This window comes from Terriglobus albidus (genome assembly GCF_025685425.1).
In the GTDB taxonomy this organism is placed as follows: domain Bacteria; phylum Acidobacteriota; class Terriglobia; order Terriglobales; family Acidobacteriaceae; genus Terriglobus; species Terriglobus albidus.
In genome coordinates this window covers 1-25,142 of the sequence record NZ_JAGTAS010000029.1, presented here as the reverse complement: position 1 = coordinate 25,142, position 25,142 = coordinate 1, and the positions used below count along the sequence as shown (strand labels likewise).

Here is a 25,142-nt window from a genome sequence, read left to right as displayed (position 1 = left end):
TGGGCTCGGCCTTTCACAGAAATCTCCCCGCGTGGGATATTCTTGGCGCGTGACCCTCGGCATGTTGCGTATCCAAGATGAAGGCGACAAGCACTTCGTGACGGTGAGTTGTTACGAACGAAAGCCTTACTTCAATAAATCCGGGCACTGTGAATTGTTTGAGGATGCTCTCGAACGGATGCGGGAGCGATATCAATTCCAGATCTTCGCGTATGTCATCATGCCGGAGCATGTACATCTTTTGGTGTCGGAACCGAAGGTAGGCCTGCTATCCGATGCTATGAAGGCGATCAAGCTTTCGGTAACGCAACGGAGTTCGTGGATGAGGTTCTGGATGCCTCGGTATTACGACTTCAATGTGTACTCGGGACCGAAGTACAAGGAGAAAGTGAAATATATCCATCGCAATCCTGTGACTCGGGGTCTTGTTCACGAGCCCCAAGACTGGCAATGGTCTAGCTATCGTCACTACCTGACAGGAGAGCGCGGACGAGTGGAAATAGACTCTGAGTGGACGAGACAGTGAAAGGCCGGGCCCAGGTCCCCGAGGGACCTGGGGCACCCGGTGTATGGGTTGGTTAGAAAATAGGGATTGACCGTACAGTGCGGTCCATAAGAAAACGGCAGGGCATAAGCCCTGCCGTTTTCAGCTTTGCTCGCGAAGCGAGCGATTCGCCGACCGCGAAGGTCATTCGGCGGCGAGTTCTTCCTGTTCGCCTTCCATACGCATTGCCTCGAGCTCGCGCTCTTCGGCATCGTGCGCTTCCTGGACTTCCTGCTGGATACGGGCGGCTGCTTCTTCCAGCTCCGGAGAGAGCTGGACGTTGCGGTAGTACTCCATGCCCGTACCGGCCGGGATCAGGCGGCCGACGATGACGTTCTCCTTCAGACCGCGCAGGTTGTCGATGGCTCCGTTGATGGAAGCCTCGGTAAGCACGCGCGTGGTCTCCTGGAAGCTGGCTGCGGAGATGAAGCTCTCCGTCGAGAGCGACGCCTTGGTGATGCCGAGCAACAGCGGGCGGCCGATTGCCGGACGTCCACCGTTGGCGATGGCCTTGTCGTTCTCCTCGCGGAAGCGGAACTTGTCCACCTGCTGTTCCAGCAGGAAGTTGGTATCGCCCACATCCTCGATCTTCACCCAGCGCAGCATCTGACGAACGATGGTCTCGATGTGCTTATCGGAGATAGCCACACCCTGCAACCGGTAGACTTCCTGGATCTCGTTCACCAGGTAGATCTGCAGTTCGCGCTCGCCCAGCACGGCAAGAATGTCGTGCGGGTTGAGAGGACCGTCCATCAGCTGGTCGCCGGCACGAAGGCGCTCGCCTTCCTGCACGTTGACGTGGATACCGCGCGGGATGGAGTACTCGCGCTCCTCGCCGTTGTCGCCGGTGACGTAGATCTTACGCTGACCCTTGGTGACGTCGCCGAACCGGACCACGCCATCGATCTCGCTGATGACGGCCGTTTCGCGCGGCTTACGGGCTTCGAAGAGTTCCACAACACGCGGCAGACCGCCGGTGATGTCCTTCGTACGGGTCGACTCACGGGGAATCTTCGCGAGCACATCGCCCGGGAAGACCTCATCGCCGTCGGCCACCATAAGGTGCGAGCGCGAAGGCATGAGGTACCGCTTGTTGGCCTTCTCAGACTTGATCAGCAGCGTGGGCTGACGCTTTTCGTCAGGAGCGTCCGTAACCACCAGGCGCGACAGGCCCGTGACTTCGTCCACTTCTTCGTTCAGCGTGATGCCTTCCTGCAGGTCCTTGAACTGCACCGTACCACCAACCTCGGTGACGATGGAGAAGGTATACGGATCCCACTCGCCGAGAGTAGAACCGAGCTCCACCTGCTGGCCGTCCTCAACGCGCAGCTTGGCACCGTAGAGGATCGCGTAACGCTCCTTCTCGCGGCCCTTCTCGTCGACGATCGCGATCGAACCCGAGCGGTTCATGGCAACCAGACCACCGTCCTTCGACCGGACCGTGTTCAGGTTGATGAAACGAACCGTACCGGCGTTCTTGGCATCGAGGTGCGACTGCTCGTTGACGCGCGATGCCGTACCACCGACGTGGAAGGTACGCATCGTGAGCTGCGTTCCAGGCTCACCGATGGACTGTGCCGCGATGACACCGACGGCCTCGCCCATTTCAACCATCTTGCCCGAGCCGAGGTTACGGCCATAGCAGAGCTGGCAGGCGCCGCGGCGCGACTCGCAGGTGAGTACCGAGCGGATCTTCACGCGCTCCACGCCTGCGGCCTGGATTGCGGAAGCCTTGTCCTCGTCGATCTCCTGGTTCACGTCGACAATGACGTTGCCCTCGAAGTCCTTGAGCTTCTCGAGCGAGACGCGGCCAATGATACGGTCGCGCAGCGGCTCGATGGTCTCGCCGGCTTCGATGATCGGGGTCACGTAGATACCCTCAACCGTTCCGCAGTCGTTCTCGCTGATGATCACGTCCTGCGCCACGTCGACCAGACGGCGGGTCAGGTAACCCGAGTCCGCGGTCTTCAGAGCGGTATCGGCCAGACCCTTACGTGCGCCGTGCGTCGAGATGAAGTACTGCAACACCGTCAGACCTTCACGGAAGTTCGCCGTGATGGGGGTTTCGATGATTTCGCCCGAGGGCTTGGCCATCAGACCGCGCATACCCGACAGCTGACGGATCTGCTGCTTCGAACCACGAGCGCCCGAGTCGGCCATGATGTAGATCGGGTTCATGGCGCCTTCCTTATCGGCGCGCTTCATGTTACCGAACATCTCATCGGCCACCTTTTCGGTGATTCCCGACCACAGCTGGATGACCTTGTTGTTACGTTCGCCGTTGGTGATCGCACCGTCCAGATACTGCTGCTGCAGCGCGATGACCTGCTTTTCGGCGTCGTGCACAACGGTGTACTTCGAGTCCGGGATGACCATGTCGTCCAGACCGACCGACAGACCCGAACGCGTCGCGTACTGGAAGCCCAGCTCCTTGATGCGATCGAGCGCCTTCACCGTGGTCTCGAGACCGAGGTTCAGGTAGCTGTAGTTCACCAGCTGGCCGATGCCCTTCTTCTTCAGCAGGCCGTTCACATACGGCATGCCGTCAGGCAGAGCGTCGTTCAGGATGGCGCGGCCTACGGTGGTGGAGATGTACTGCTTGTTGTACTCCACCGGCTCAGTGTGCAGCAGGTCCTGATCGTCGTACGCCGTGGTCATGTCAAGGACAGTGCCGGAGTAGCGCAGACGGATCGGCGACAGAGTTTCCACTTCGCCGGCGTGCAGGGCCATCAGCACCTCTTCGATGTTGCCGAAGGTGCGGCCTTCGCCCTTGGCGCCGACCTTGGACTTGGTCAGGTAGTACAGACCAAGCACCATGTCCTGCGTCGGCACCGTGATCGGTGCGCCGCTGGCGGGCGACAGGATGTTGTGCGACGCGAGCATCAGCACGCTGGCCTCGACCTGAGCTTCAGGCGAGAGCGGAATGTGCACGGCCATCTGGTCGCCGTCGAAGTCCGCGTTGAAGGCGGTGCAGACCAGCGGGTGAATCTTGATGGCCTTACCTTCCACCAGCACGGGCTCGAAGGCCTGAATGCCGAGACGGTGCAGCGTTGGCGCGCGGTTCAGCAGTACTGGATGGTCCTTGATGACCTCTTCCAGGATGTCCCAAACGATGGGCTCCTGCAGCTCAACCATCTCCTTGGCCTGCTTGATGGTGGTGCAGTGACCGGTCTGCTCCAGGCGGTGATAGATGAAGGGCTTGAAGAGCTCAAGCGCCATCTTCTTCGGCAGACCGCACTGGTGCAGCTTCAGCTCGGGACCGACCACGATAACGGAACGGCCGGAGTAGTCCACACGCTTACCGAGCAGGTTCTGACGGAAGCGGCCCTGCTTACCCTTCAGGGTGTCAGAGAGCGACTTCAGCGGACGGTTGTTCGCGCCACGCAGCACGCGGCCGCGGCGGCCGTTGTCGAACAGCGCGTCTACCGCTTCCTGCAGCATGCGCTTTTCGTTGCGCACGATGACCTCAGGAGCGTGCAGGTCCATCAGCTTCTTCAGACGGTTGTTACGGTTGATCACGCGGCGATACAGATCGTTCAGATCCGAGGTCGCGAAGCGTCCGCCATCCAGCGGCACCAGAGGACGAAGCTCGGGCGGAATCACCGGAATCACGTCCAGGATCATCCACTGCGGCTTGTTATCGCTCTTGCGGAAGGCCTCAACCACCTTCAGGCGCTTGGCGTACTTCAGCTTCTTCTGGAGCGACTGCTCCTGCTTCATGCGCTCACGCAGCTCGATGCCGAGCTCGTTGACTTCAACGCGCTTGAGCAGCTCCTTGATCGCCTCGGCGCCCATCATGGCCTTGAAGCCGCTCGGACGATACTGCTGGTCGAGCTCGCGGAACTTGGCTTCGTCCTTGATGATCTCGCGCTCCTTCACCGGAGCGTCGCCTGGATCGATAACCACATACGACTCGAAGTACAGCACGGCTTCGAGCTCGCGCAGCGAGATGTCGAGCAGGTGGCCGATACGCGAAGGCAGGCCCTTGAAGAACCACACGTGCGAGCAGGGCGAAGCCAGCTCGATGTGGCCCAGGCGCTCACGGCGGACCTTGGACAGTGTGACCTCAACGCCGCACTTGTCGCAGATCACGCCGCGATGCTTCATGCGCTTGTACTTGCCGCACAGGCACTCCCAGTCCGTGATCGGACCGAAGATGCGGGCGCAGAACAGGCCGTCACGCTCAGGCTTGAAGGTACGGTAGTTGATGGTCTCGGGCTTGGTGACTTCGCCGTGCGACCAGCTGCGGATCTTCTCCGGGCTGGCGAGCGAGATGCGGATGGCGTCGAAGTCCGTGATGGGACCAGTCAGTTCAAATGGGCTGGAGCGGAACATAATCTTCAGTCTCCGTGGCAGTGAGCTAAGTTTCGTCTCACTGTCTTTGGTTTCACTTCACTGCGGTCACTTTTGGCGGACCGCGTTGCCGGTACTTACCAGATCTTGAGCGGGTGGGCGATCACCTTGCGGTGACCGCCACCTTCGTTAGTCGGCCGCCGCGACTGCGGGCACAGGAGCCTTCTTGCCGTCGACCTTGATGAGTTCAACATCAAGGCAGAGCGACTGCAGTTCGCGGATAAGCACGTTGAACGACTCGGGCACACCAGGCTCGATCGCAGCTTCACCCTTGACGATGGCCTCGTAGATCTTGGTACGGCCATAGACGTCGTCGGACTTGGCGGTGAGCAGCTCCTGCAGGATGTACGCAGCACCGTATGCTTCCAGCGCCCACACTTCCATTTCGCCGAAGCGCTGTCCACCGAACTGCGCCTTACCACCGAGCGGCTGCTGGGTGATGAGCGAGTACGGTCCGATCGAACGGGCGTGGATCTTGTCGTCGACCAGGTGCGACAGCTTGAGCATGTAGATGTAGCCCACCGTCGCCGGCTGTTCGAAGGCATCACCGGTCATGCCGTCCAGCAGCTGCGACTTGCCCGAGCTGGGCAGGCCGGCTGACTTGAGCAGAGCCTTGATCTCGCCCTCGCGAGCGCCGTCGAAGACCGCGGTGCCGAACCAGATACCACGCTTCATACCGGCCGCGACGCGCAGAGTCTGCTCGTCGTCGAGCTCCAGAAGCTGGTTCAGAGCAGCCGTGCCTTCGAAGCGAGCCTTGAAGATCTCGCGAACCTCAGCGGCGTCCTGTGCCTTCTTGGCCAGCTCCGCCACCTGCTCGCCGAGCGTATGCGCGGCCCAGCCGAGGTGCGTCTCGAGGATCTGTCCCACGTTCATACGAGACGGTACGCCGAGCGGGTTGAGCACGATCTCCATCGGGGTGCCGTCGGGCAGGTACGGCATATCCTCTTCGGGGAGGATACGGGCGATAACACCCTTGTTACCGTGGCGGCCTGCCATCTTGTCACCGACCGAAAGCTTACGCTTCATGGCGATGTAGACCTTGACCAGCTTGATGACGCCCGGAGGCAGCTCATCGCCCTTCTGCAGCTTGCCGATCTTCTCGTTCGTGATCTTGCGCAGAACATCGATCTGACGGGAGGTCATCTCCTCGATCTCATCGATCTGCTCGTTGACGCGCGGATCCTTGTCGTTGTAACGGATACGCTTCAGGTTACGCGTCGAGATCAGCTCGATGGTCTCGCGGTTCAGAATGTCGCCCTTCGAGAGCAGCTTCTTATTGGTGCGCTCGTCGTGCAGATCAGCCTGGACTTCCTTACCACCCAGGATGTTCTCAAGGCGCTTCAGACGCTCGTCGGTCAGAATGCGGATTTCGTCGCCGAGATTCTTCTCCAGCTTCTCAATCTGCTCCTGCTCGATGGCCTTGGCGCGCTCGTCCTTTTCCTGGCCCTTGCGGGAGAAGATGCGGACGTCAACGACCGTACCCTCAATACCCGGGGGGCAGGTGAGCGAAGCATCGCGAACATCGCCGGCCTTCTCACCGAAGATGGCGCGCAGCAGCTTCTCTTCCGGAGTGAGCTGAGTCTCGCCCTTCGGCGTTACCTTGCCGACCAGGATGTCGTTGTGCCCAACCTTGGCGCCGATACGGATGATGCCCGACTCGTCGAGGTCACGCAGAGCGTGCTCGCTGACGTTCGGAATATCACGCGTGATCTCTTCCGGTCCTAGCTTCGTGTCGCGCGCCTCGATCTCGAACTCCTCGATGTGCACCGAGGTGTAGTAGTCCTCGCGGACCAGCTTTTCCGAGATCAGGATCGCGTCCTCGAAGTTGTAACCGCGCCACGGCATGAAGGCCACCAGAACGTTGCGTCCAAGACCAAGCTCGCCCTGCTCCGTGCAAGGACCGTCAGCAATGACTTGGCCCTTGAGAACACGATCGCCCTTACGAACCACCGGCTTCTGGTTGATGCAGGTGTTCTGGTTCGAACGCTTGAACTTGATGAGCTGGTAGATATCCGAACCAACCTCACGCGAGAGCTGTGTCGGATGATGCTCACCCTCAACGCGGATGATGATGCGCTCGGAGTCGACCGAGTCGACGATACCGTTACGCTTGGCCAGGATGACGGCGCCGGAGTCGCGGGCGGTGACGCCCTCCATACCGGTACCGACCAGCGGAGCCTCGGCGACCAGCAACGGCACGGACTGGCGCTGCATGTTCGCTCCCATCAGAGCGCGGTTCGCGTCGTCGTGCTCAAGGAACGGCACCAGCGATGCGGCCACGGAGACCAGCTGCTTCGGCGAAACGTCGATGTAGTCGACCTCAGCCTTCGGAACCAGGACGAAGTTGCCCTGACGGCGGGCATTCACCAGATCTTCCGTGATGACGCCTTGTGCGTCCAGGTCGATGTTTGCCTGTGCGATGGTGTGACGGTCTTCTTCCCAGGCCGAGAGGTAGAAGCTGTAGGGCTCAACCTCGAGCACACGCTTCTTATCCTTCCGGAGCTGCTCAGCGAGCTTGTGCGCATCGTTAACCTCAAGCACATCGCCCACGCGCAGACCCGACTCGCCGCTGTTGGTTACAGCAACGTAGTCCAGCACCTGCGAGTCCTTCACCTTGCGGTAAGGCGACTCGATAAAGCCGTACTCGTTGATGCGGGCAAAGCAGCTCAGCGAGCTGATCAGACCGATGTTCGGACCTTCCGGCGTCTCGATCGGGCAGATACGGCCGTAGTGCGTCGGGTGCACGTCGCGGACTTCGAAGCCCGCGCGCTCACGCGACAGACCGCCCGGCCCAAGGGCCGACAGACGGCGCTTGTGCGTGATTTCCGACAAGGGATTGGTCTGATCCATGAACTGCGAGAGCTGCGACGATCCGAAGAACTCGCGAATGGCGGCCATCACCGGCTTCGCGTTGATCAGGTCGTGCGGCATCGCGGTCGACATCTCCTGGTAGACCGACATCTTTTCCTTGATGGCGCGCTCCATGCGGACCAGACCGATGCGGAACTGATTCTCCATCAGCTCGCCTACGGCGCGGACGCGGCGGTTGCCCAGGTGATCGATGTCGTCCACCACGCCGATGTTCTTGCGCAGCTTCAGCAGGTAGCGGATGGTGCCGTAGAAGTCCTCGGGCGTAAGAGTGCGCTTGTCGAGCTCGGTGGCATCGGCGTTCTCATACAGCTTGATGTTGAACTTCAGACGGCCTACGCGCGAGAAGTCGTACTTGCGCGGATCGAAGAACATGCCCTCGAACAGAGCCGTGGCGGTGTCCAGCGTCGGCGGGTCGCCCGGACGCAGCTTGCGGTAGATCTCGATCAGAGCCTCTTCCGGCTTACGGACAGAGTCACGCTTCAGCGTGTTGGTGATGATGTTGCCCACATCATCGCGCTCCGGGAAGAAGACCTCAAAGCTGGTCACGCCCGACTGCGCGATCTTGTGCAGCTTGTCGGTGGTGATCTCCTGGTTGGCCTCGTACAGCAGCTCGCCCGTGGTCAGATCGACAACGTCAGCAGCGAAGATCGACGCGTCGAACTCGGCGGTCTCAACCTCAACGTCCGCAACCTTGCCAGCGCGGATTTGCTTCAGGATCGACGGCGAAACCTTGCGGTTCGGAGTGGCGACATCGTTGCCATCCACCTTCACCACGGCCGCGGGCTTGGTGCCCAGCAGATTGGTGGCGCCCTCTTCCTTCACCTTCCAGAAGAGCTTCTGGTCGCGGACGTTGATCGTGTCCACGGTGTAGAAGGTCTTCAGGATCTCCTCGTCCGTGCGCAGGCCGAGAGCACGCAGGAAGATCGTTCCCAGGAACTTACGCTTACGGTCGATGCGGACGTACAGGATGTTCTTCTGGTCGTACTCGAACTCGACCCAGCTTCCGCGGTAGGGAATGATCTTGCCCAGAAAGTAGGTACGGTTGTTCGCGGTTTCGAAGAAGACACCCGGCGAACGGTGTAACTGCGAGACGATCACGCGCTCGGTACCGTTCACGATGAAGGTGCCGTTCGGCGTCATCAGCGGAATATCGCCGAAGAAGACTTCCTGCTCCTTCATATCGCGCAGGGTCTTGGCGCCGGTGTCCGGATCCTTGTCGTAGATCTTCAGGCGGATGGTCACCTTCAGCGGAGCCGAGAAGGTCATGCCGCGCTCTTCGCACTCTGCCTGGTCATACTTCAACTGCAAACCGACCGGGTCACCGCACTTGGTGCAGAAGTCGGGGGTGTTCTTGTTATAGGTTCCGCAGAAGGTGCAGAGTACATCGCCCGGGTGGAACGGATCGGTGATCACCATGTGGCCGCAGTTAACGCAGGCTGTACGCAGGTGATTCAGACCTTTGAGGTAACCGCACTTGCACTCCCAGTTGCCGATGGAGTAGTCGACAAACTCGAGCTCCGAGACGTTCCGGAAATCGGTGATCGGAAAGACGGACGTAAAGACCGACTGCAGGCCGTTATCTTCACGCTCCTGCGGCAGCTTATCCATCTGCAGGAAACGCTCATAGCTGCGGCGCTGGACCTCGATGAGGTTCGGGATCTGGATAGCGGTAGGGATTTTGGAAAAGTCGAGACGGCTACGGACCGCGCGCAATTCGCTGGACATCGTGTGTTTGCTCCTGACTTCGTGCCTTCCGAGGCCTCCGGCCGGCTTTGCGTTGCATCTAACCCGCAATGCCTTCCGTAGGGGCGGCGGACTCAAGCTTCTGAGATTCCGCCCGGATGTTTGCGCTGTTCAGACCCGCCCGTCCTCGGTTGCCGGACTGGTCCATGCGCAGGATGCTGCGCCGAAGTGGCGAAACTTCGACGTTGAAACCCGAATTTTGTTGGCTGCCCGGCAGTGAATTCTGCTATAACAAGCGCGAGCAGCGCAGAGAAAAGCTATCTGCTGCCCTGATACAAAGACGGCAAAACGCCCTTAGAGACGACAAGTCCCAAGAGCGCAACGACCGGCTTGTGCACTAGCTGAATCTTTCCGATGTAAATATCTGCCGCCTGCTTTCGGTTCGCCCTTCCGAAAGCTATTGCCGCGAATTACTACTGCTCGGGGTACCATGCCGATGCGCTCGCCGCTGACGCATTCTGCATGACCGGCCCTTGGTGGGCCGGGAGTGAATCCTGATCTTGTCAAGTATCGGTGAGACCGGAAAACCTTCGCGAGCCCATCTGCCCCGTTACGCACACCCAGGCAGGAGCGGGTCTCCTCATCTGTAGAGGATACCGCTTCCGCCTTGGAAGTGCAAGTGTCAGGGGCGCGAGCCGAAATCCGCCTCACAGACGAATCTCCGGGCCGCAGCCCGGAGTCCGCCAATACCCTTCGCCCGAAGGCGAGAAGTTACTTGATCTCGACAGCCGCGATGCCTTCGAACTTCTTCGCGATGGCAGCCGCGTCTTCCTTCGAGACGTTCTCCTTCAAGGGCTTCGGAGCGCCGTCGACCAGGTCCTTGGCTTCCTTGAGGCCCAGGCTGGTGACTTCGCGCACAGCCTTGATGGTGTTGATCTTGTTCGCGCCGGCTTCCTTCAGGATGACGGTGAACTCGGTCTTCTCTTCGGCCGCGGGAGCAGCAGCACCCGCACCGGCGCCAGCGACGACCACAGGGGCCGCGGCTGCCGCGGAGACGCCGAGGCGCTCCTCGAGCTTCTTGACGAGAGCTGCCGCGTCGAGCAGGCTCAGGCTAACGATCTGATCTTCCAACTGCTGAATGTCCGCCATGTTATTTCTCCAGTACTTCTGAACTTGAAATTTTTTCTTACCGCTTACTACTTCCGGAGCCCACATTCACTCCGGTTGCCATCCTCGACAGGCTCCGATGCGCCCAGACAAGCGCCCCGCCGCGATAGCGAAACCTGAATTTAAAGCCAGCGAAACTTGATTTACGCGCCCTCTGCCGGAGCTTCGGTTGCAGCCGCTTCGGCCTGAACGTCGGGCTCTACCGCGGCAACTTCCGCCGGGGCAGCCGCTGCTGCCGCGCCGCCGAACTTGCCCTTCTCGACACCCTGGTTGATCACCACCGCCAGGTCGCGGCCGGTCGCATTGATGACCGTCGCCAGGCGCTGTGCCGGAGCATTGATGAGGAAGAGCAGCTTCGAGAAGATCTCTTCTTTGCCGGGCAGGGCAGCCAGATCGCCAATCTCGGAAACCGTGAGCACCTTGCCGTCGATAATGCCCAGCTTGAAGGTGAACTCTGCGTTGTCCTTCACCCAGGTCGAGAGCGCCTTCGCCAGAGCGACCGGATCGCCCTCGGTATAGGCAACCGAGCTGACGCCCTTCAGGCCCTGCAGTGCAGCCTCGATCTTGGTGCCGGCGGCCGCCTTCGGGGCCAGCTTGTTCTTGATGACGTGATACTTACCGCCCGCCTCGCGGATGGTCTTGCGGAGCGAGAAATCCTTGCCCGCCGTCAGCCCCGAGAAGGTGCCGACGATCGCCGAGGTGGAGTTGGCCAGATCCTTCGCGAGGAACTCGACCGTTGCGTGCTTCTTTGCCTTGGACACTGCCATGGTGAAAATCCTTTGTGCCGGCTCAATCCCGGCGAGAAATTCATAAGCCGCCGTTCAGCGGCGGAAACCTTATGCCTTGCCGGCGGCGTCGATGACCGACGAATCCAGCTGAACCCCGGGACCCATCGTGGAGCTGACATAGGCAGCCTTGACATACTTGCCCTTGGCAGCGGAAGGCTTCGCCTTCACCACAGCGGTAATCACGGTCATGGCATTCTCAACCAGCTTCTGCTGATCGAAGGAAAGCTTGCCCACCGGGACGTGCACGAGAGCCGTCTTGTCAGCACGGAACTCAACCTTACCGGCCTTGATCTCCTTGATGGCGGCGGCTACATCCGTGGTGACCGTTCCGGTCTTCGGGTTCGGCATCAGACCTTTGGGACCGAGCACCTTACCGAGGCGGCCAACCGACTTCATCATGTCGGGCGTCGCGATCAGGGCGTCGAAATCGGTCCAGTTTTCCTTCTGAATCTTCTCCACCAGCTCTTCGCCACCGAAGAAGTCGGCGCCGGCCGCTTCCGCGTCACGAAGACGGTCGCCGGTCGTAATGACGGCAACACGCTTGGTCTTACCCAGACCATGCGGCAGAACCACGGTGCTGCGGACCATCTGGTCGGCGTGGCGGGTATCAACACCCAGGCGCATGGTCAGATCGACGGTCTCGTCGAACTTGGCAAACTTGACCTTCTGCAATAGGGAAACGGCGTCTGCGAGATTGTAAGGGCGGGGCTCTACGGCCGCGCGCGCCTTCGCGACATTCTTGGAAAGCTTCTTAGCCATCGACTGTAATCCTTCTTGAGTCTCCCACCGCACGAACCCTTGGGTGAACCGGGCTGATATGTTGCTTCTGCCCGCTGGAAGCCAGAGATTTTTTGCTCGCCTGGCTTAGGTTCACCCGCCGCGACCTTGTTTCTCGCGGAACCGCCCCCGAAATTGCTGGTACGACAACTGCTGGATGGGGTCGGTCGTTCGGCCGTGGTACATGTGCCACGGACCTATGGCCCGGGCACTCTTACGAGTATGGTGGAAAAGTTTCGGGGTGTCAACCTTCGCAGGAGCGCGAACGCAGCGAAAACCCGCGTCATTGCACTACTTTTGAGGCAGCCAATGTTGGATGTGACAGGAAATACAGGAGGTATGCATCTAATAATCCCGGTAGAAGGCGGGCGCCCCATATCTGAGAAGCAGATGTGGGTATGAAGCGGATGTGGATATAGGGGCCAGCTATCTTCCAAATCCTGCTTAGCGGCAGTTCAAAGCTTCCCAACAGACCTTCACCGACGACGGACATATGCCCTTCCTGCTCCTAAGGAGTTCCGCATCCGTCATCGGCTTTGAGGGAGTAAGCCGTGCGGGCATCGCGACTTTGTCGAGCGAGAGTTGCATGCGTTGAGTCTAACCCCGCCCCGCTGCCTTCGAACCCATATCTCCGCGCCGTACAATCGCGCTTATGCCGGATGCGTTTCACCTCAGGCACCGCGTGTCCTTCTCGGCCGAAGCCGCCGCCGAGACCCTGCGCCAGTTGCCGGAATCCGCCGGCGTCCTGGCGCTGCGCGGAGCCGATGAGACCACGCAACCTTATCTCACCAAGGCTGCCAACCTCCGCCGCCGCGCCGCCCGCCTCCTTGCCCCTGTTGAAGGCCAGACCCGCCGTCTGAACCTGCGTGACCGTGTCGCCTTCGTCGAGTGGACCGCCGCCGGCAGCGACTTCGAAAGCCTGCTTTGCCTCTACCAGGCGACCGCCGCCTTCTTCTCTCTTCCCGAAGCCCGCAAGCGGCTCAAGCTGTTCGTTCCCTATACCCTCCGCTTCGCCGCGGACAACGCCTTTCCCCGGGTCTACGTCACCAACCGGCTCGCGAAGAAATCGCTCAACGAAACCTCCGGTCCCTTCCCCTCACGCGCTGCAGCCGAGCGCTACGCCGATGCCATGCTCGACCTCTTCAAGATGCGCCGTTGCTGGGAGGAGCTTGAGCCTTACCCGGAGCACCCAGGCTGCGTCTACGGCGAGATGAAGAAGTGCCTCGCCCCCTGCCAGGAGAGGTGCACGCCGGAGGAGTACGCGGAAGAGTCTGCTCGTGTCCGTGCCTTCCTGGAAACGCGCGGACAGTCGCTGCTGACCACCGTCGCTCAGGAGCGTGACGACGCCTCCGCCGCGATGGAGTTCGAGCGCGCCGCCGAGCTTCATACCCGCTGGCAAAAGGTAAAGTCGGCAGCCGATCTCGCTCCCGAACTGGTCACCGCGCTACCTCGCCTGCATGCCGTGCTTCTGCAGCCCTGCAGCGAAGGCGAGGTCGCTGTCTTTCTGGTTCACAGCGGTTACATCACCAGTCCCGAGATCTTTGCGACGCGCGACATCCGCGCAGCCCGCGCGCAGGAAGAGACGGGCAGCTCTCTCTTTGCGCAGCCGCTGATGCTGCAACCCGTTCCGCTCGAAGGCGAGCCTGAAACCGCCGGACCTGAAGAACGCTTGCGCGATCTGCTGCATCGGCTGCAGGAGCGCGCGAAAACACCCGCCGATATGGCGTTGCTGGGCGACCACCTTGCCCTACTGAAGCGCTGGTACTACCGGCCGGAGAAGTCCCGCACCGGACGAATCTTCTTCGCCGACAAGGACTGGCCATGGCGTCGCATGCTGAACGGCGCGGCCGCGCTGGGGAATCGCGTGGTGACTGCTTCAGAGACCGCCGTGTAAGACGTACTCATTCGGAATACCCATACACCGGGTTCCCCATGGCCGGGGTACCTCGGAGACATGGGTATTCGTGCTACGCGCGAATCGGTGGGAGCCGCAGGCTTTTAGCCACGGCTTATTGGCTCAATATAGAAGCGGGCTGAAAGCCCGCTGCTCCCACCCTGACTCCGCCATCCGCTACGACGCCAGAGCCTATGCTGGCTGCGCCGCACGGCGGCGACGGCCGCTTACCAGATAAATAGCCGCCCGAAGTTCCAACAATGGATCTGCAGAGGCCTCAATGCCCTCGCAGCGTGGAATGGGATCGAAGATGAGGTGCTTCTGCTGTGCCAGGGAATCCGGCATGACGGCGTTCAGTTCCACCACACCCAACTCCACCAGAGGACGCGACTCCGGCCAGTGCACCGTTGCGTCGTCGACCGTGTCCTTCGGCCCGGCAACCTGCACCAGGATCCGGAACTTTACCGGCGCCTTGGCGACGCGTTCGGCGATCTCGTCGTAGTGATAGTTCTGGGCAAGCTTTGCCCCTTCCTCATCGGAGAAGAAGTGCTCGCCCGCCTCGGGAACGATGCGGTAGCGGCCATACTTCGTCTCGCCCTGCGCATTGGTAAAGGCAAACGCGGTGACGCCAAAGTAGCTCTCCGTCGCCAGGCTGACCGGGAAAGGCTTAGGAGCCTGGACAAACGCCAGCGCCGCCGGGTGCGAACCGAGAAAGACCTCAACCGGCTTGGGCGAGGCGACATCCGGTCCGCTGGCGCCGATGGCCTTCAATAGTTCCAGAAACTCGTCTCCGGTACGCGTCGGGAAAGCGTCGATCGAATGGCTGACAATGTCCGTGTGAACGTGCTCCGCCAGGTTGAAACGGATCGCCAGACCGCGCGGATTGGCATCCGGCACGCTGTCCGGCAGCATCGGCAGACCGGTGGAGTTGGAGAAACGAGCTGTCACCGGCGTCGACGGACGAGTGACGTGCGGCGCCTTCGTCAGGGACAGCGCCTCCGACGAGGGGGTAAAGGAGCCAGTCAGCATCAGCCCCTTGGCATGAGCAGCACGGAAGCCGGGATGGAGACCGAAGAGCGTATCAAACTGAGCAAGAATACGGTTCGCGAGGTCGACGACGCGTTCATCGTTCGGAAGAGGCATAGGGGGATCGATCTCCTTGGCCGAAGCCAGTTGTTTTGTCGAAGCCATTTAGGTCCTGGCCGAAGCCATGCCGTTTGAAGTGGGTAGAGGCAGCTTACTCCATCTTTCCGCGCGGACGTAAACGTACGCCGACGGCATAAACGTGCAAAGGTAGAAAGCCGGCGCTTGGTACACTCGAACCTGTGACCGAGCTCTGCTTTTCCATCCTTGCGGCCGACTTTGCCCACCTCGCCGACGACGTCGCCAAAGCCACAGAAGGCGGTGGCACAGTCGTCCATTTCGATGTGATGGATGGCGTCTTTGTGCCCAACATCAGCATTGGGCCGCCGGTACTGAATAGCCTGCGCAAGGCGACGGCGTTGCCCATCGATTGCCACCTGATGATCGCCAATCCCGACAGCTATATTCCGGCCTTTGCCGATAACGGCGCCGACTGGGTAAGCGTGCAGTGGGAAGCCTGCAAACACTTGAACCGCACGCTGGAGCTGATCCGGAGCCACGGCATGAAGCCCGGCGTAGTTATCAATCCGGCGACTCCGGTGGAGTTTCTCACCGAGGTTTTGGACATTGTGGACCACGTACTGGTAATGACCGTAAACCCCGGCTTCGGAGGCCAGGCGTTCATCCCCAGTACGCTGAAAAAAGTCGAGCGTCTGGCCCAGATGCGGCAGGAGCGCGGCCTGGAATTCCGGATACAGGTCGACGGCGGCATCGATCACACCACCGTCGAGAGCGTGGTGAAGGCCGGAGCCGAGTTACTGGTCGCCGGCACCTCGGTCTTCGGCCGCGGGCAGGCAGTCGAGGACGCCCGCAATCTGCTGGAGCTGGCACGAAAAGCCGAACTGGCACGAAAGGCCGAATTAGCCACGCCGGGCAGATAGTTCCGGGTGCCTGTAAAAGCATCCGGACCATATCCCATCTCACCATCTGACCGTCTAAAATAAACACACCTTCCTGCCGTGGCCCTAAACCGGGGGAAGGTTGCGCTTTCTCATCCAGAGAGCAGTGAGGTTGCATGCGCCGTTTTGTTTTCTCGACCCGTTTCGCACCGCTTTCCGCCGCCGTGGCTGCGGCTCTTCTGGCCGGTTCGCTGAGCCTGCACGCGCAGGCGACCGGCGCGAATCCCGACGGTTCGCAGTCTGAGAGCGTCACGCTCTCCACGGGCAAGCAGGCGAAGAAGCGCAAAGGCTCTGAAGAAAAAGAATCCAAGAAAGACCAGAAGGTTCAGCAGTCCAAGGACACCAAAGCAGCCGAGAAGAAGCGCCTGAAACGGAACCCGCTGGCCGACGTAGACAAGAACCTGCCCGACAAGCAGCTCTACGACAAGGCGCTCGAGGCTCTGAACAAGGGCCACTTCGACGTCGCCCGTCTGGACCTGCAGACGATGCTCAATACCTATCCGGACTCGCAGTACCAGATGCGCGCCAAGCTGGCCGTCGCCGATAGCTGGTACAAGGAAGGCGGCTCCGCCGCGCTGGCCCAGGCCGAAGCCGAGTACAAGGACTTCATTACCTTCTTCCCCAATGTGCCCGAGGCCGCCGAGGCCCAGATGCGCGTCGGCGACATCTACTTCCGCCAGATGGATAAGCCTGACCGTGACTACACCAAGGCCATGCACGCGCAGGAAGAGTACCGGAACATGATTCAGCAGTTCCCGCAGTCCACGCTGGTGCCGCAGGCCAAGCAGCGTCTGCGTGAGGTGCAGGAGGTACTGGCCACAAGGGAAGCCGAGGTCGCCTCCTTCTACGCCTCTCACGAGAACTGGGCTGCCGCCATCGCCCGCTATCAGACGGTGGCCGATACCTATCCGCTCTACAGCGGTATGGACCAGGTGCTGATCGGTATCGGTGACGGCTATGCCGCGCAGGCACGCTTCGTGCGCGGCTCAAATCTTCCCGAAGGACCGAAGGCCAAGCTGACGCAGGAGTTCGAAGACAAGGCGATGGAGGCCTACACCAAGGCCGTCACCGAGCACGCCGCTTCCAATCACGTCGAAGATGCACGCGATCGTATCGCGGCGCTCAACCGGCAGCAGCCCGAGGCCAGCAAGGAGCAGGCTGAGGCCAGCCAGGCACTCGAAAACAGCCGGTCGCAATACAAGCTGCTCGATATCGCCAAGATCATGTTCCTGCGCCGTCCGGACGTCGTCCAGACCGCCACGATCGGTGAGCCCACCATGGCCGATCCGCGTCCGACCCTGGCGCCCGAGGTGGCAAAGTTTGTCGAAGACTCTTACCGTGAGGCGCTCAACCCCGGCGCCGCAGCGGCGCCAACTCCAAAAGCAGTCAAGGCGGCTCCCGAAACCGCAGCCTCTGAGACGCCGGCGGCAGCACAGCCTGGCGCACCGGCAGCCCCCGCGGCTCCGCTCGGCTTCAACGACATCAATAACCCGGCGGACGGCTCAGCTGCCCCCGGCTCGGGAGCAGTTAATATGACCACTCCGGCCACTCCGGCGGGTGGAGCAACCGGAAACGGGGTTGGCCTGGAGATTGTGACACCCAAGACCGGCGAGACACCGCGGACCTATGGCCTGAAGGCCGTTGGCGGTAGCGAGAATACCCAGGCTCTGCCTCCCGTAGAAAAGCCCGCTGCTCCGGAAGACACGGTCAACGATATCGCGCCCGGTCAGAAGACCCCAGCAGCGCAGCAGGCGCCGGCCAACGGCAAGAAGGCTCCAAAGCCTTCGATCGACAAGAGCGAGGAGAGCTCTTCCAAGAACAAGAAGAAGAAGGGTCTGGGCAAAATCAACCCGTTCTAAACACCTTTCACGAACCCCAAAAAGCCCCGGTCATCCGGGGCTTTTGTATTGCATAAATCTTGTCATCCCGAACGTTCGGGGTCCCCAGCGAACTTGTTCGCTGGGGTGATTCGCTGGCGTGATTAGTGAAGGACCTGCTTTCAATGTTTCGGGTTGCTTTGCATTGAGAGTTATAGAGCGGGCCTTCAGCTCTTTAACATCTGTGACATCGACACCTGGGGCGTTGCCCCAGGCTGGTATAGAGCGCGCCTTCAGCGCTTATCCCACCCGGGTGCCCCACCCTCGCAACGCTAGGGTGGGCAAGGAATACCCCTAAATTCTCAATAAAGCACAGAGTTTATCGATGTTATGGAACTCGCGTCGACCCCGGTGTCGTCCCGGTCTCACCCGGCGCTGTTGGGTCAATCTCTCCATCCTTATTCTCCGGCGTGCTGGAGTTGACCTTAGTCTGCCCCGGTCCGGCCGTCGCCGGGTTATCACCCTTCGGACCCGAGGGCGTTACCTTCGCATCGCGTTCCTGTTTTTGTGTTGTCGCCATGCGTGAATAGGAGTGCACAGGCGCTACTGCGGATGCCTTGTATCTTTAAGGTGTGGCTCCTCCCTGTTTATTTCTTGATCGCGACGGCGTAGTGAACGTCGAAATTGGCTATCTCCATAAGATTTCTGACGTTCAGTGGATGCCCGGCATTACCTCACTGATCCGCACCGCCCGCGCGCACGGTATGAAGGTGGCGATCGTCACCAACCAGGCCGGTATTGCGCGTGGCATGTACACCGAAGATCAGTTCCAGGACCTGATGGTCTGGATGCGCGCCGAGCTTGATCGCGAACAGGCCGACGTCGATGCCGTCTACTACTGCGCCCACCATCCCGTGCACGGCGTCGGCGAATATAAGCGCGAGTGTGACGAACGCAAGCCAGGCCCCGGCATGCTGTTGCGGGGCGAACGCGAGCTTGGCATCGACCTTACTACCAGTATTTTGGTAGGCGACCGCTGCTCTGACCTTGCCGCCGGTCACGCCGCCGGCATAGAAAAGGTCTTCCTCATCCGGGGGACCGAAGAGGCCGGCTGCGGCGAACCCCACACTGCCATCGAGTCGCTGGCAGAGGTTGAACGCTGGATCGCAGAGCGGTACCAGAAGGTATAGCTATGGAACGGATGCGGGATGTGCTGCGCAATACGCTGGGGAAGTCGCTACGCACGCTCAGCGAGACGGATCGCCTGGCGGCCGCATGGCCGGTCGTCGCCGGCTCCGCCATTGCCTCACACAGCCAGGTGACCGCCTACGAAGAAGGCACCGTCATCCTGCATGTGGACGACCCCGCATGGCGGCCTCAGCTCGAGGCCATGTGCGGACGGCTGGTCGGCGACCTGAAGAAAGTGGCAGGTGTCTCCGTGACTGGGCTGCGCTTTGTTTCGGGGCAGGAGCGGCCTCGCTATACTCAGAAGTGATGAGTGAGACAGTAACCGCTGACGTCGTACGCCGCGTGGCCGAGCTGGCCCTGCTTGAGCTGAAAGACGACGAAGTCGCCCGCATGCAGAAAGACCTGAACGCCATTCTTGGCCACATCGACCAGTTGAATGAGCTGGATACCGCCGGAGTTCCGCCCATGGCACAGGTCAGCGAGATACTCGGTGGACAGGTCGAAGCCTCCGCCGAAGCGCTGCGGGAGGACGTCGTTCGCCCCTCGATTGATCGCAATGCGGTGCTGCGGGAAGCACCCGAAGCCGACCACCGCTTCTTCAAGGTCCCGAAGGTGATTGAACGCTGATGAATCTTGAGACCCTGAGCATCGACCAGGCGCGCGCCGCTCTGACGAGCGGCGAGACCACGGCCACCGCACTCGCCGAAGCCCACTACGAGCGTATCGCTCAAAAAGACGACGAGATCAACAGCTATCTCTCGCTGGCGAAGGATCGTGCGCTCGCCCAGGCTGCAAAAATCGATGCGCTGCTGAAGGCCGGCGATCCGCTGCCGCCGCTGGCCGGCATCCCTCTGGGCATTAAAGACGTGCTGACCATGGTCGGCTCGCCCGCGACCGCTGGATCGAAGATCCTTGAGGGCTACCATCCACCCTATGACTGCACCGCCGTCGCCAAGCTGGAAGCCGCGGGCGCCGTCCTTCTGGGCAAGCTGAACTGCGACGAGTTCGCCATGGGAAGCTCGAACGAGAACTCCGCCTACGGCCCGGTGCACAATCCGCGCGCCCTGGACCGCGTTCCCGGCGGAAGCTCCGGTGGTTCAGCCGCAGCGGTCGCTGCAGGCTTCTGCGTCGCCAGCCTGGGCACCGACACTGGTGGCTCCATCCGTCAGCCCGCAGCCTTCTGCGGCGTGACCGGCCTGCTGCCCACCTGGGGCCGCGTGTCGCGCTTCGGCCTGATCGCCTTTGCTTCGTCGCTTGACCGCATCGGGCCCTTTACCAAGAACGTCAAGGACGCCGCCACCCTGCTCGGCGTGATGGCCGGCTCCGACATCATGGACGCCACCGCATCGCACACGCCGGTCAACGATTATGTGGCTGAAAGTCAGAAGCCGGTCGCCGGCCTGAAGATCGGCGTTCCCGAGGAGTACTTCGGCGAGGGTCTCGATCCCGAAATCCGTGCGGCGGTCGAGAAATCCATCGCAGACCTCAAGGCTGCCGGCTGCGAGATCAAGAAGATCAGCCTGCCCCACACCCGCTACGCGATTCCAACCTACTACGTCATCGCCACAGCCGAGGCTTCGAGCAATCTCTCGCGCTTCGACGGCGTGCGCTTCGGCCTGCGCGACAAATCCGCGTCTACGCTGACCGGAATGTACCGCCAGACCCGCGACGCCGGCTTCGGCGCAGAGGTCAAGCGCCGTATCCTGCTGGGAACCTACGCTCTTTCCGCCGGATACTACGACGCCTACTACAAGAAAGCCCAGCAGGTCCGCACCCTGCTGACCCGTGACTTCCTCTCTGCCTTCAACGAAGTCGACGCCATCGTCACTCCGATGACCCCGACCCCAGCTTTCAAGCTGGGCGAAAAGACAGACGACCCCGTCGCCATGTACCTGGCCGACGTCTACACCGTGGCGGCATCGCTGGCCGGTATCTGCGGCGTCTCCGTCCCTTGCGGAAACACGAAGGACGGCCTGCCGATCGGAGTCCAGATCCTGGGCAAGCACTTCGAGGAAGGAATGGCTCTCAGGGTGGCACAAGCCGTTGAAAATTCACAGCCATAGCTGCGAATTTTCGCTGCAAGTAGCAAGTTGAAATTGAAGACGTACTGCAGGGGGGTGGGCGAAGTGTAAAGCCCAGCCCTCTTGCCGTTTAGGCGTGCGTTAGACCACGTGCGCACAAGCCACCCATACAGCACGGTTTCAACGGGCCCCCAACGAAACATGTTCGTTGGGGTGAACTTTCAACTTGCAACTTGTTTTCAGCTGGCGACTTTTAACTGGCAACTGGAAACTGCCTTTCGCGTCTATCCTTATAGTCCCTATGAAACGCCTTCTCCCTGCCCTCGTTCTTCTTTGCGCTTCGGCTGGCTTTGCGCAGAACTCCGGCTTTGGTCCGCTCGATACGACAGCTCCCGCCGGTCTGACTCCCGACGACATTATCAAGAAGATGGGAGCACGTGAGAGTGAGTTCGCCAAGGTGCGCGAGGACTATGGCTTCCGGCGATCGGTGAAGATCCAGACGTTGAACGATGCGAACAAAGTCGACGGCGAATACCAGATGGTGGCCGACATCACCTTCAGCAAAGAGGGCCGGCAGGTGGAGAATGTCGTCTTTGCTCCGCAGAACACGCTGGAGCGCATCATCATGTCGCCCTCGGACGTCCAAGACATCGAACGCAAGCTCCCCTTTGTACTCACCGCCGAAGAGCTGCCGCAGTACAACATCAAGTACATCGGCAAGCAGAAGATCGATGAGCTCGACACTTATGTGCTTTCCGCCGAACCGAAGACGATCGAGAAGAACCAGCGCTACTTCCAGGGCAAGGTCTATGTCGATCAGCAGGACTTCCAGATCGTCCTGGTGAACGGGAAGACCGTTCCCGATGACCTTCGCCGCGGACACGAAGACCTGCACATTCCCTACACCACCTATTACGAGCAGATCGACGGCAAGTACTGGTTCCCCACCTACACCAAAGGGGAGGGCATCCTGCACTTTGCTGCGCAAGACGGCTCCATCGGCGAGGACGTGCATGTCCGCTCGTATGTTCGCTACACCAACTACAAGCGCTTCCGTTCAACGATCCGTCTGATCTATGAAGGTCAGGATGTGACCGAGGGCGCCGACAAGCGCAAGCAGGAGGAGCAGCAGAAGACGCCTCCGCCGGCATCCAATCCCCCGAAGCAATGAACTCGCGCTCTGCAACCTACGGAGAAGTACTTCGCCCGCGCAGCATCGGCCGTTCGGGTGCGTTCTCTGACGAGAACCTGGAGTTCCTCGCCCGTGTGCTCGATGACTGGTTCCGCATTCCCGGAACCTCGATCCGCTTCGGCCTCGACGGCATCATCGGCCTGATTCCCGGCATCGGCGACCTGCTGAGCGGCCTCGCCAGCGCCGTCATCGTCATCGCCGCCTGGGCTCGCGGGGTGCCCACGGCAGGCCTGCTGCGCATGATGGCGAACATCGGCATCGACGTGGTGGTGGGCGCAATTCCGTTCGTCGGCGATGCCTTCGATATCGCCTGGAAGGCCAACCGCCGCAACTACAAGTTGCTGACCCGCCATATCGCCGAGCCTCGCCGGCACACCTGGAAAGACTGGGTTTTCCTCTTCGTTCTGGGAGCAATGTTCCTGGCGCTGCTCGCCGTTCCGGTTGTGGTCACCATCTGGCTGCTGGGCTGGCTTCTCGGCATCCCAATGCACCCAGTCTGGCAACGTTAGAGAAGTAACGACAACTCGGAGATCCCATACACTGGGTGCCCCATCCATCGTGAAGCGATGGGTGGGATATTCGGCGTCCCCGGCGAACTTGGTTCTCTGGCGTTACTATTCGAGCGAAGCTGGAACTGGGTGGGAGCCGAGGGCTTTCAGCCCTCGGTCTATCGTCTCAATATAGAAATGGGCTTTCAGCCCTGGGCCTTCAGCGTCCATCAGAAAAAGCCCAAGGCTAAAGCCCATTCACTTTACAGCTTTATTAGCGGGCTGAAGCCCGCTGCTCCCACCAGTTTCAGACCCTCCCTCCGGCCAGCTAAGGTAAAATCAAACAGCACGGCGCGTCGGGAACAATCTCCGGCTGGCCGGCAGATCATCACGTCGGGGCGTAGCGCAGTCTGGTAGCGCATCTGCTTTGGGAGCAGAGGGTCGGGGGTTCGAATCCCTCCGCCCCGACCAATAAATCAATCATTCCTAGAATCCAGCCAAGCCAGAAATCCACACCAGAGGCGCTGCCTCCATCGCTGAAGGCAGCGCGAATGCAGTTCTACATTTCAGAAGGAATCAAAAGACGGGCCTAGCGTGCTCGTCAGAGCCGTGTTTGTTGACCGCTTGAGGCGCTTGCCTGCGCTCCTGTCGAGTGAGCCATACCAACTCCGAGCTGCTCCATCAGCGACATAAGATTCCAATCGGCCCATTGCTCAACGATCTTGCCATCTTCGATTCGATAGATCGATGTGCCTGAGACCGTCGCCTTGCGGTTGGTGGGTTGCATGCCGAGAAATTCGGCTTTGTGAGTGCCACGTGCTGTCCAGTGGTGTACGACTTCGTTGCGTTCGGCGATGGTGTCGTCGATCGAAAACGTCAGGTCAGGAAAGCCGTTCTTACACATCCCTATATGACCTTTGAGGCTGTCCGCCCCCGAAGAGAGGGAGGGAAAAACAGGATCGTGGATACGGCAGTCAGCCGAAACCAGTTCGCTGATTGACTCCAGTTTTCCCTGGTTCCAACACTCGTCCATATACCTGCGTGCAATTTGCTTGGTATCTGTTTCCATCGCAGACCCCTTTCTGCGCCGGGATTATAGACCCCTCTTGTGAGGAATTGAAATCGGGCGGCCGGCACATTAAAAACAGCCATTGGAAGCCATTTGAGCGCATACTTTCATGGCAATTCGCGGAGCTCAAATGCTCGACCGAAACCGGCGGTTCCCTCAACTAGCAGTAGTTTTTTTGCTTGCCTCAATCTCTTACGTTCCGGCCGGAGTTCTCGCGAGTCCTTCCTCTCCTCAAGCAGCGGAATCGAACCAAGCCTCAGCTGAGCAAGCCGAGCTTGAGCACTGGAAGACCTACGAATGGGGCGGCTTCAGTTTCAGATATCCGCCGGAGTGGCAGGTTGCGCCGCAGTACTACCAAACTCCACCAGAGGAGCTGACCGGCAAACCCGCATCCGTCGTCGGCCTTACCGTCTCCCCACCGGGTGAACCGCGTACCGGAAGACGATTGATCTCGATCGGCGGCCGCCAGGCCAATTGCGTTGCATCTCCTTCGTGCAAGTGCGTCACGATCTACATAGAGATAGAAACATGCAATCCGGACACCGAGACCACAAGAGTCTTTGACCTCATGCTAACGACCATCAGGGATAAGGATCCAGCTGCGTCGTTTCGTATTACCTCTCCAGCCGCGCAGGATCGACTACACCCAAACACGCACTACACCATTCGCTGGAGCACAAAACCCAGGCTGCATATCAGCAAAGTGTCACTTATCGTCCATGACACGACGCGCTATTGGCGTGACGGCCTTGTCCTGGACGCCAGGGATATTCCGAACACGGGCGAGTACGCCTGGCTCATCCCGAACTCGGTCCCATCCCGCGGACCATTCCTGATCGAAATCTCATATCTGAAGCCGATGGGGGCGGAACCACCCGCACTCAGTAAAAGCCAGATCTACGCAGGCCGCAGCAATCCGTTTTACATCTACTAGAGTTCTAAGCGCTTACTAGAGTTCTAGGCGCTGAAGTTTGTGACATAAATCATGGAAAGCTCTAATGTTTCAGCGAGCGCTCTTCGCACCGCAGGTGCGAATGTCTTGCTTAAGGGGACGGCTTTTAGCCGTCCCGTCCCCCGCACCGAAATACATGCGGCTTTAGCCGCTGAGGTACCGAGGTTATGCCCTCAGCGGCTAAATGTGAAGTTTCAATAGGTTATTGTCCATCTGACCGAGAACGAAGAAGCTGATTGTGAGAGCAATCCAAAATCTTCGGAGGCCAGATGGACTATCACCATCATGCCCGTTTG

Annotated in this window: 19 protein-coding genes and 1 tRNA gene; 12 read left to right on the top strand and 8 right to left on the bottom strand. The window is 60.2% G+C overall.

What is annotated here, in order from left to right; translation table 11 throughout:
• The first annotated feature begins 61 nt into the window (after nucleotides 1-61).
• Nucleotides 62-526, top strand: coding sequence for an REP-associated tyrosine transposase (locus tag OHL21_RS05630; protein ID WP_263416269.1), 465 nt, complete (start codon nucleotides 62-64; stop codon nucleotides 524-526).
• Between the two features lie 162 nt (nucleotides 527-688).
• Here the strand turns inward: OHL21_RS05630 and rpoC are convergent, their stop codons facing one another.
• The 5 genes from rpoC to rplA form a co-directional block, all read right to left on the bottom strand.
• Nucleotides 689-4,879, bottom strand: a complete 4,191-nt coding sequence (rpoC, locus tag OHL21_RS05625) for a DNA-directed RNA polymerase subunit beta' (protein WP_263416268.1) — start codon at nucleotides 4,877-4,879, stop codon at nucleotides 689-691.
• Nucleotides 4,880-5,026: 147 nt separating this feature from the next.
• The gene (gene rpoB / locus OHL21_RS05620) at nucleotides 5,027-9,493 is read right to left on the bottom strand and encodes a DNA-directed RNA polymerase subunit beta (protein ID WP_263416267.1); all 4,467 of its coding nucleotides are present in this window, start codon (nucleotides 9,491-9,493) and stop codon (nucleotides 5,027-5,029) included.
• Between the two features lie 729 nt (nucleotides 9,494-10,222).
• Nucleotides 10,223-10,600 (bottom strand): 50S ribosomal protein L7/L12, encoded by a 378-nt coding sequence (rplL, locus tag OHL21_RS05615; protein WP_317889960.1) that lies wholly within the window; start codon nucleotides 10,598-10,600, stop codon nucleotides 10,223-10,225.
• A gap of 161 nt (nucleotides 10,601-10,761) precedes the next feature.
• Nucleotides 10,762-11,385: a 50S ribosomal protein L10 gene (gene rplJ, locus OHL21_RS05610; RefSeq protein WP_263416266.1), complete on the bottom strand. Its 624-nt coding sequence runs from the start codon at nucleotides 11,383-11,385 to the stop codon at nucleotides 10,762-10,764.
• Between the two features lie 69 nt (nucleotides 11,386-11,454).
• A complete protein-coding gene (gene rplA, locus OHL21_RS05605) occupies nucleotides 11,455-12,165 on the bottom strand; it encodes a 50S ribosomal protein L1 (protein WP_263416265.1) in 711 nt (236 codons plus the stop codon).
• Nucleotides 12,166-12,865: 700 nt separating this feature from the next.
• On the opposite strand from rplA, the gene OHL21_RS05600 reads away from it, so the two are divergent.
• Nucleotides 12,866-14,077 (top strand): excinuclease ABC subunit C, encoded by a 1,212-nt coding sequence (locus OHL21_RS05600; RefSeq protein ID WP_263416264.1) that lies wholly within the window; start codon nucleotides 12,866-12,868, stop codon nucleotides 14,075-14,077.
• 192 nt (nucleotides 14,078-14,269) lie between these two features.
• Here the strand turns inward: OHL21_RS05600 and OHL21_RS05595 are convergent, their stop codons facing one another.
• Entirely contained in the window at nucleotides 14,270-15,268 is a 999-nt protein-coding gene (locus tag OHL21_RS05595) for a catalase family peroxidase (protein ID WP_263416263.1), read from the bottom strand.
• Between the two features lie 134 nt (nucleotides 15,269-15,402).
• Here OHL21_RS05595 and rpe point away from each other — a divergent pair, with 134 nt between their 5' ends.
• Together rpe and bamD are read left to right on the top strand one after the other, a co-directional pair.
• Entirely contained in the window at nucleotides 15,403-16,101 is a 699-nt protein-coding gene (gene rpe / locus OHL21_RS05590; RefSeq protein WP_263416262.1) for a ribulose-phosphate 3-epimerase, read from the top strand.
• Nucleotides 16,102-16,235: 134 nt separating this feature from the next.
• Nucleotides 16,236-17,978 (top strand): outer membrane protein assembly factor BamD, encoded by a 1,743-nt coding sequence (bamD, locus tag OHL21_RS05585; RefSeq protein ID WP_263416261.1) that lies wholly within the window; start codon nucleotides 16,236-16,238, stop codon nucleotides 17,976-17,978.
• 346 nt (nucleotides 17,979-18,324) lie between these two features.
• Here bamD and OHL21_RS05580 read toward each other — a convergent pair whose 3' ends face one another.
• On the bottom strand, nucleotides 18,325-18,516 hold the full coding sequence (locus tag OHL21_RS05580) for a hypothetical protein (protein ID WP_263416260.1): 192 nt from the start codon (nucleotides 18,514-18,516) through the stop codon (nucleotides 18,325-18,327).
• A 52-nt stretch (nucleotides 18,517-18,568) separates the two neighbouring features.
• Between OHL21_RS05580 and OHL21_RS05575 the strand changes: the two genes are divergently transcribed.
• From OHL21_RS05575 to OHL21_RS05545, 7 genes are all read left to right on the top strand, one after another.
• The gene (locus tag OHL21_RS05575; protein ID WP_263416259.1) at nucleotides 18,569-19,126 is read left to right on the top strand and encodes a D-glycero-alpha-D-manno-heptose-1,7-bisphosphate 7-phosphatase; all 558 of its coding nucleotides are present in this window, start codon (nucleotides 18,569-18,571) and stop codon (nucleotides 19,124-19,126) included.
• Nucleotides 19,127-19,128: 2 nt separating this feature from the next.
• The gene (locus OHL21_RS05570; RefSeq protein ID WP_263416258.1) at nucleotides 19,129-19,431 is read left to right on the top strand and encodes a DUF721 domain-containing protein; all 303 of its coding nucleotides are present in this window, start codon (nucleotides 19,129-19,131) and stop codon (nucleotides 19,429-19,431) included.
• Nucleotides 19,431-19,751: an Asp-tRNA(Asn)/Glu-tRNA(Gln) amidotransferase subunit GatC gene (gatC, locus tag OHL21_RS05565; protein WP_263416257.1), complete on the top strand. Its 321-nt coding sequence runs from the start codon at nucleotides 19,431-19,433 to the stop codon at nucleotides 19,749-19,751. Before OHL21_RS05570 ends, gatC begins: the two co-directional genes overlap by 1 nt.
• Nucleotides 19,751-21,187: an Asp-tRNA(Asn)/Glu-tRNA(Gln) amidotransferase subunit GatA gene (gatA, locus tag OHL21_RS05560; RefSeq protein WP_263416256.1), complete on the top strand. Its 1,437-nt coding sequence runs from the start codon at nucleotides 19,751-19,753 to the stop codon at nucleotides 21,185-21,187. Before gatC ends, gatA begins: the two co-directional genes overlap by 1 nt.
• Before the next feature lie 259 nt (nucleotides 21,188-21,446).
• Nucleotides 21,447-22,316, top strand: a complete 870-nt coding sequence (locus OHL21_RS05555) for an outer membrane lipoprotein-sorting protein (RefSeq protein WP_263416255.1) — start codon at nucleotides 21,447-21,449, stop codon at nucleotides 22,314-22,316.
• Nucleotides 22,313-22,846, top strand: coding sequence for a DUF4112 domain-containing protein (locus OHL21_RS05550; protein WP_263416254.1), 534 nt, complete (start codon nucleotides 22,313-22,315; stop codon nucleotides 22,844-22,846). Before OHL21_RS05555 ends, OHL21_RS05550 begins: the two co-directional genes overlap by 4 nt.
• A gap of 373 nt (nucleotides 22,847-23,219) precedes the next feature.
• A tRNA-Pro gene (locus OHL21_RS05545) sits at nucleotides 23,220-23,296 on the top strand.
• 130 nt (nucleotides 23,297-23,426) lie between these two features.
• On the opposite strand, the gene OHL21_RS05540 is transcribed toward OHL21_RS05545, so the two are convergent.
• The gene (locus tag OHL21_RS05540; protein ID WP_263416253.1) at nucleotides 23,427-23,894 is read right to left on the bottom strand and encodes an ester cyclase; all 468 of its coding nucleotides are present in this window, start codon (nucleotides 23,892-23,894) and stop codon (nucleotides 23,427-23,429) included.
• 175 nt (nucleotides 23,895-24,069) lie between these two features.
• Between OHL21_RS05540 and OHL21_RS05535 the strand changes: the two genes are divergently transcribed.
• A complete protein-coding gene (locus tag OHL21_RS05535; protein WP_263416252.1) occupies nucleotides 24,070-24,828 on the top strand; it encodes a GPI anchored serine-threonine rich family protein in 759 nt (252 codons plus the stop codon).
• The last annotated feature ends 314 nt before the right edge of the window (nucleotides 24,829-25,142 follow it).

Bases quoted from the DNA above. Each gene is read 5' to 3' on its own strand.
- OHL21_RS05630 (WP_263416269.1), top strand. From the start codon at position 62: ATGTTGCGTATCCAAGATGAAGGCGACAAGCACTTCGTGACGGTGAGT.
- rpoC (WP_263416268.1), bottom strand. From the start codon at position 4,879: ATGTTCCGCTCCAGCCCATTTGAACTGACTGGTCCCATCACGGACTTC.
- rpoB (WP_263416267.1), bottom strand. From the start codon at position 9,493: ATGTCCAGCGAATTGCGCGCGGTCCGTAGCCGTCTCGACTTTTCCAAA.
- rplL (WP_317889960.1), bottom strand. From the start codon at position 10,600: ATGGCGGACATTCAGCAGTTGGAAGATCAGATCGTTAGCCTGAGCCTG.
- rplJ (WP_263416266.1), bottom strand. From the start codon at position 11,385: ATGGCAGTGTCCAAGGCAAAGAAGCACGCAACGGTCGAGTTCCTCGCG.
- rplA (WP_263416265.1), bottom strand. From the start codon at position 12,165: ATGGCTAAGAAGCTTTCCAAGAATGTCGCGAAGGCGCGCGCGGCCGTA.
- OHL21_RS05595 (WP_263416263.1), bottom strand. From the start codon at position 15,268: ATGGCTTCGACAAAACAACTGGCTTCGGCCAAGGAGATCGATCCCCCT.
- bamD (WP_263416261.1), top strand. From the start codon at position 16,236: ATGCGCCGTTTTGTTTTCTCGACCCGTTTCGCACCGCTTTCCGCCGCC.
- OHL21_RS05580 (WP_263416260.1), bottom strand. From the start codon at position 18,516: ATGGCGACAACACAAAAACAGGAACGCGATGCGAAGGTAACGCCCTCG.
- OHL21_RS05570 (WP_263416258.1), top strand. From the start codon at position 19,129: ATGGAACGGATGCGGGATGTGCTGCGCAATACGCTGGGGAAGTCGCTA.
- gatC (WP_263416257.1), top strand. From the start codon at position 19,431: ATGAGTGAGACAGTAACCGCTGACGTCGTACGCCGCGTGGCCGAGCTG.
- gatA (WP_263416256.1), top strand. From the start codon at position 19,751: ATGAATCTTGAGACCCTGAGCATCGACCAGGCGCGCGCCGCTCTGACG.
- OHL21_RS05555 (WP_263416255.1), top strand. From the start codon at position 21,447: ATGAAACGCCTTCTCCCTGCCCTCGTTCTTCTTTGCGCTTCGGCTGGC.
- OHL21_RS05550 (WP_263416254.1), top strand. From the start codon at position 22,313: ATGAACTCGCGCTCTGCAACCTACGGAGAAGTACTTCGCCCGCGCAGC.
- OHL21_RS05540 (WP_263416253.1), bottom strand. From the start codon at position 23,894: ATGGAAACAGATACCAAGCAAATTGCACGCAGGTATATGGACGAGTGT.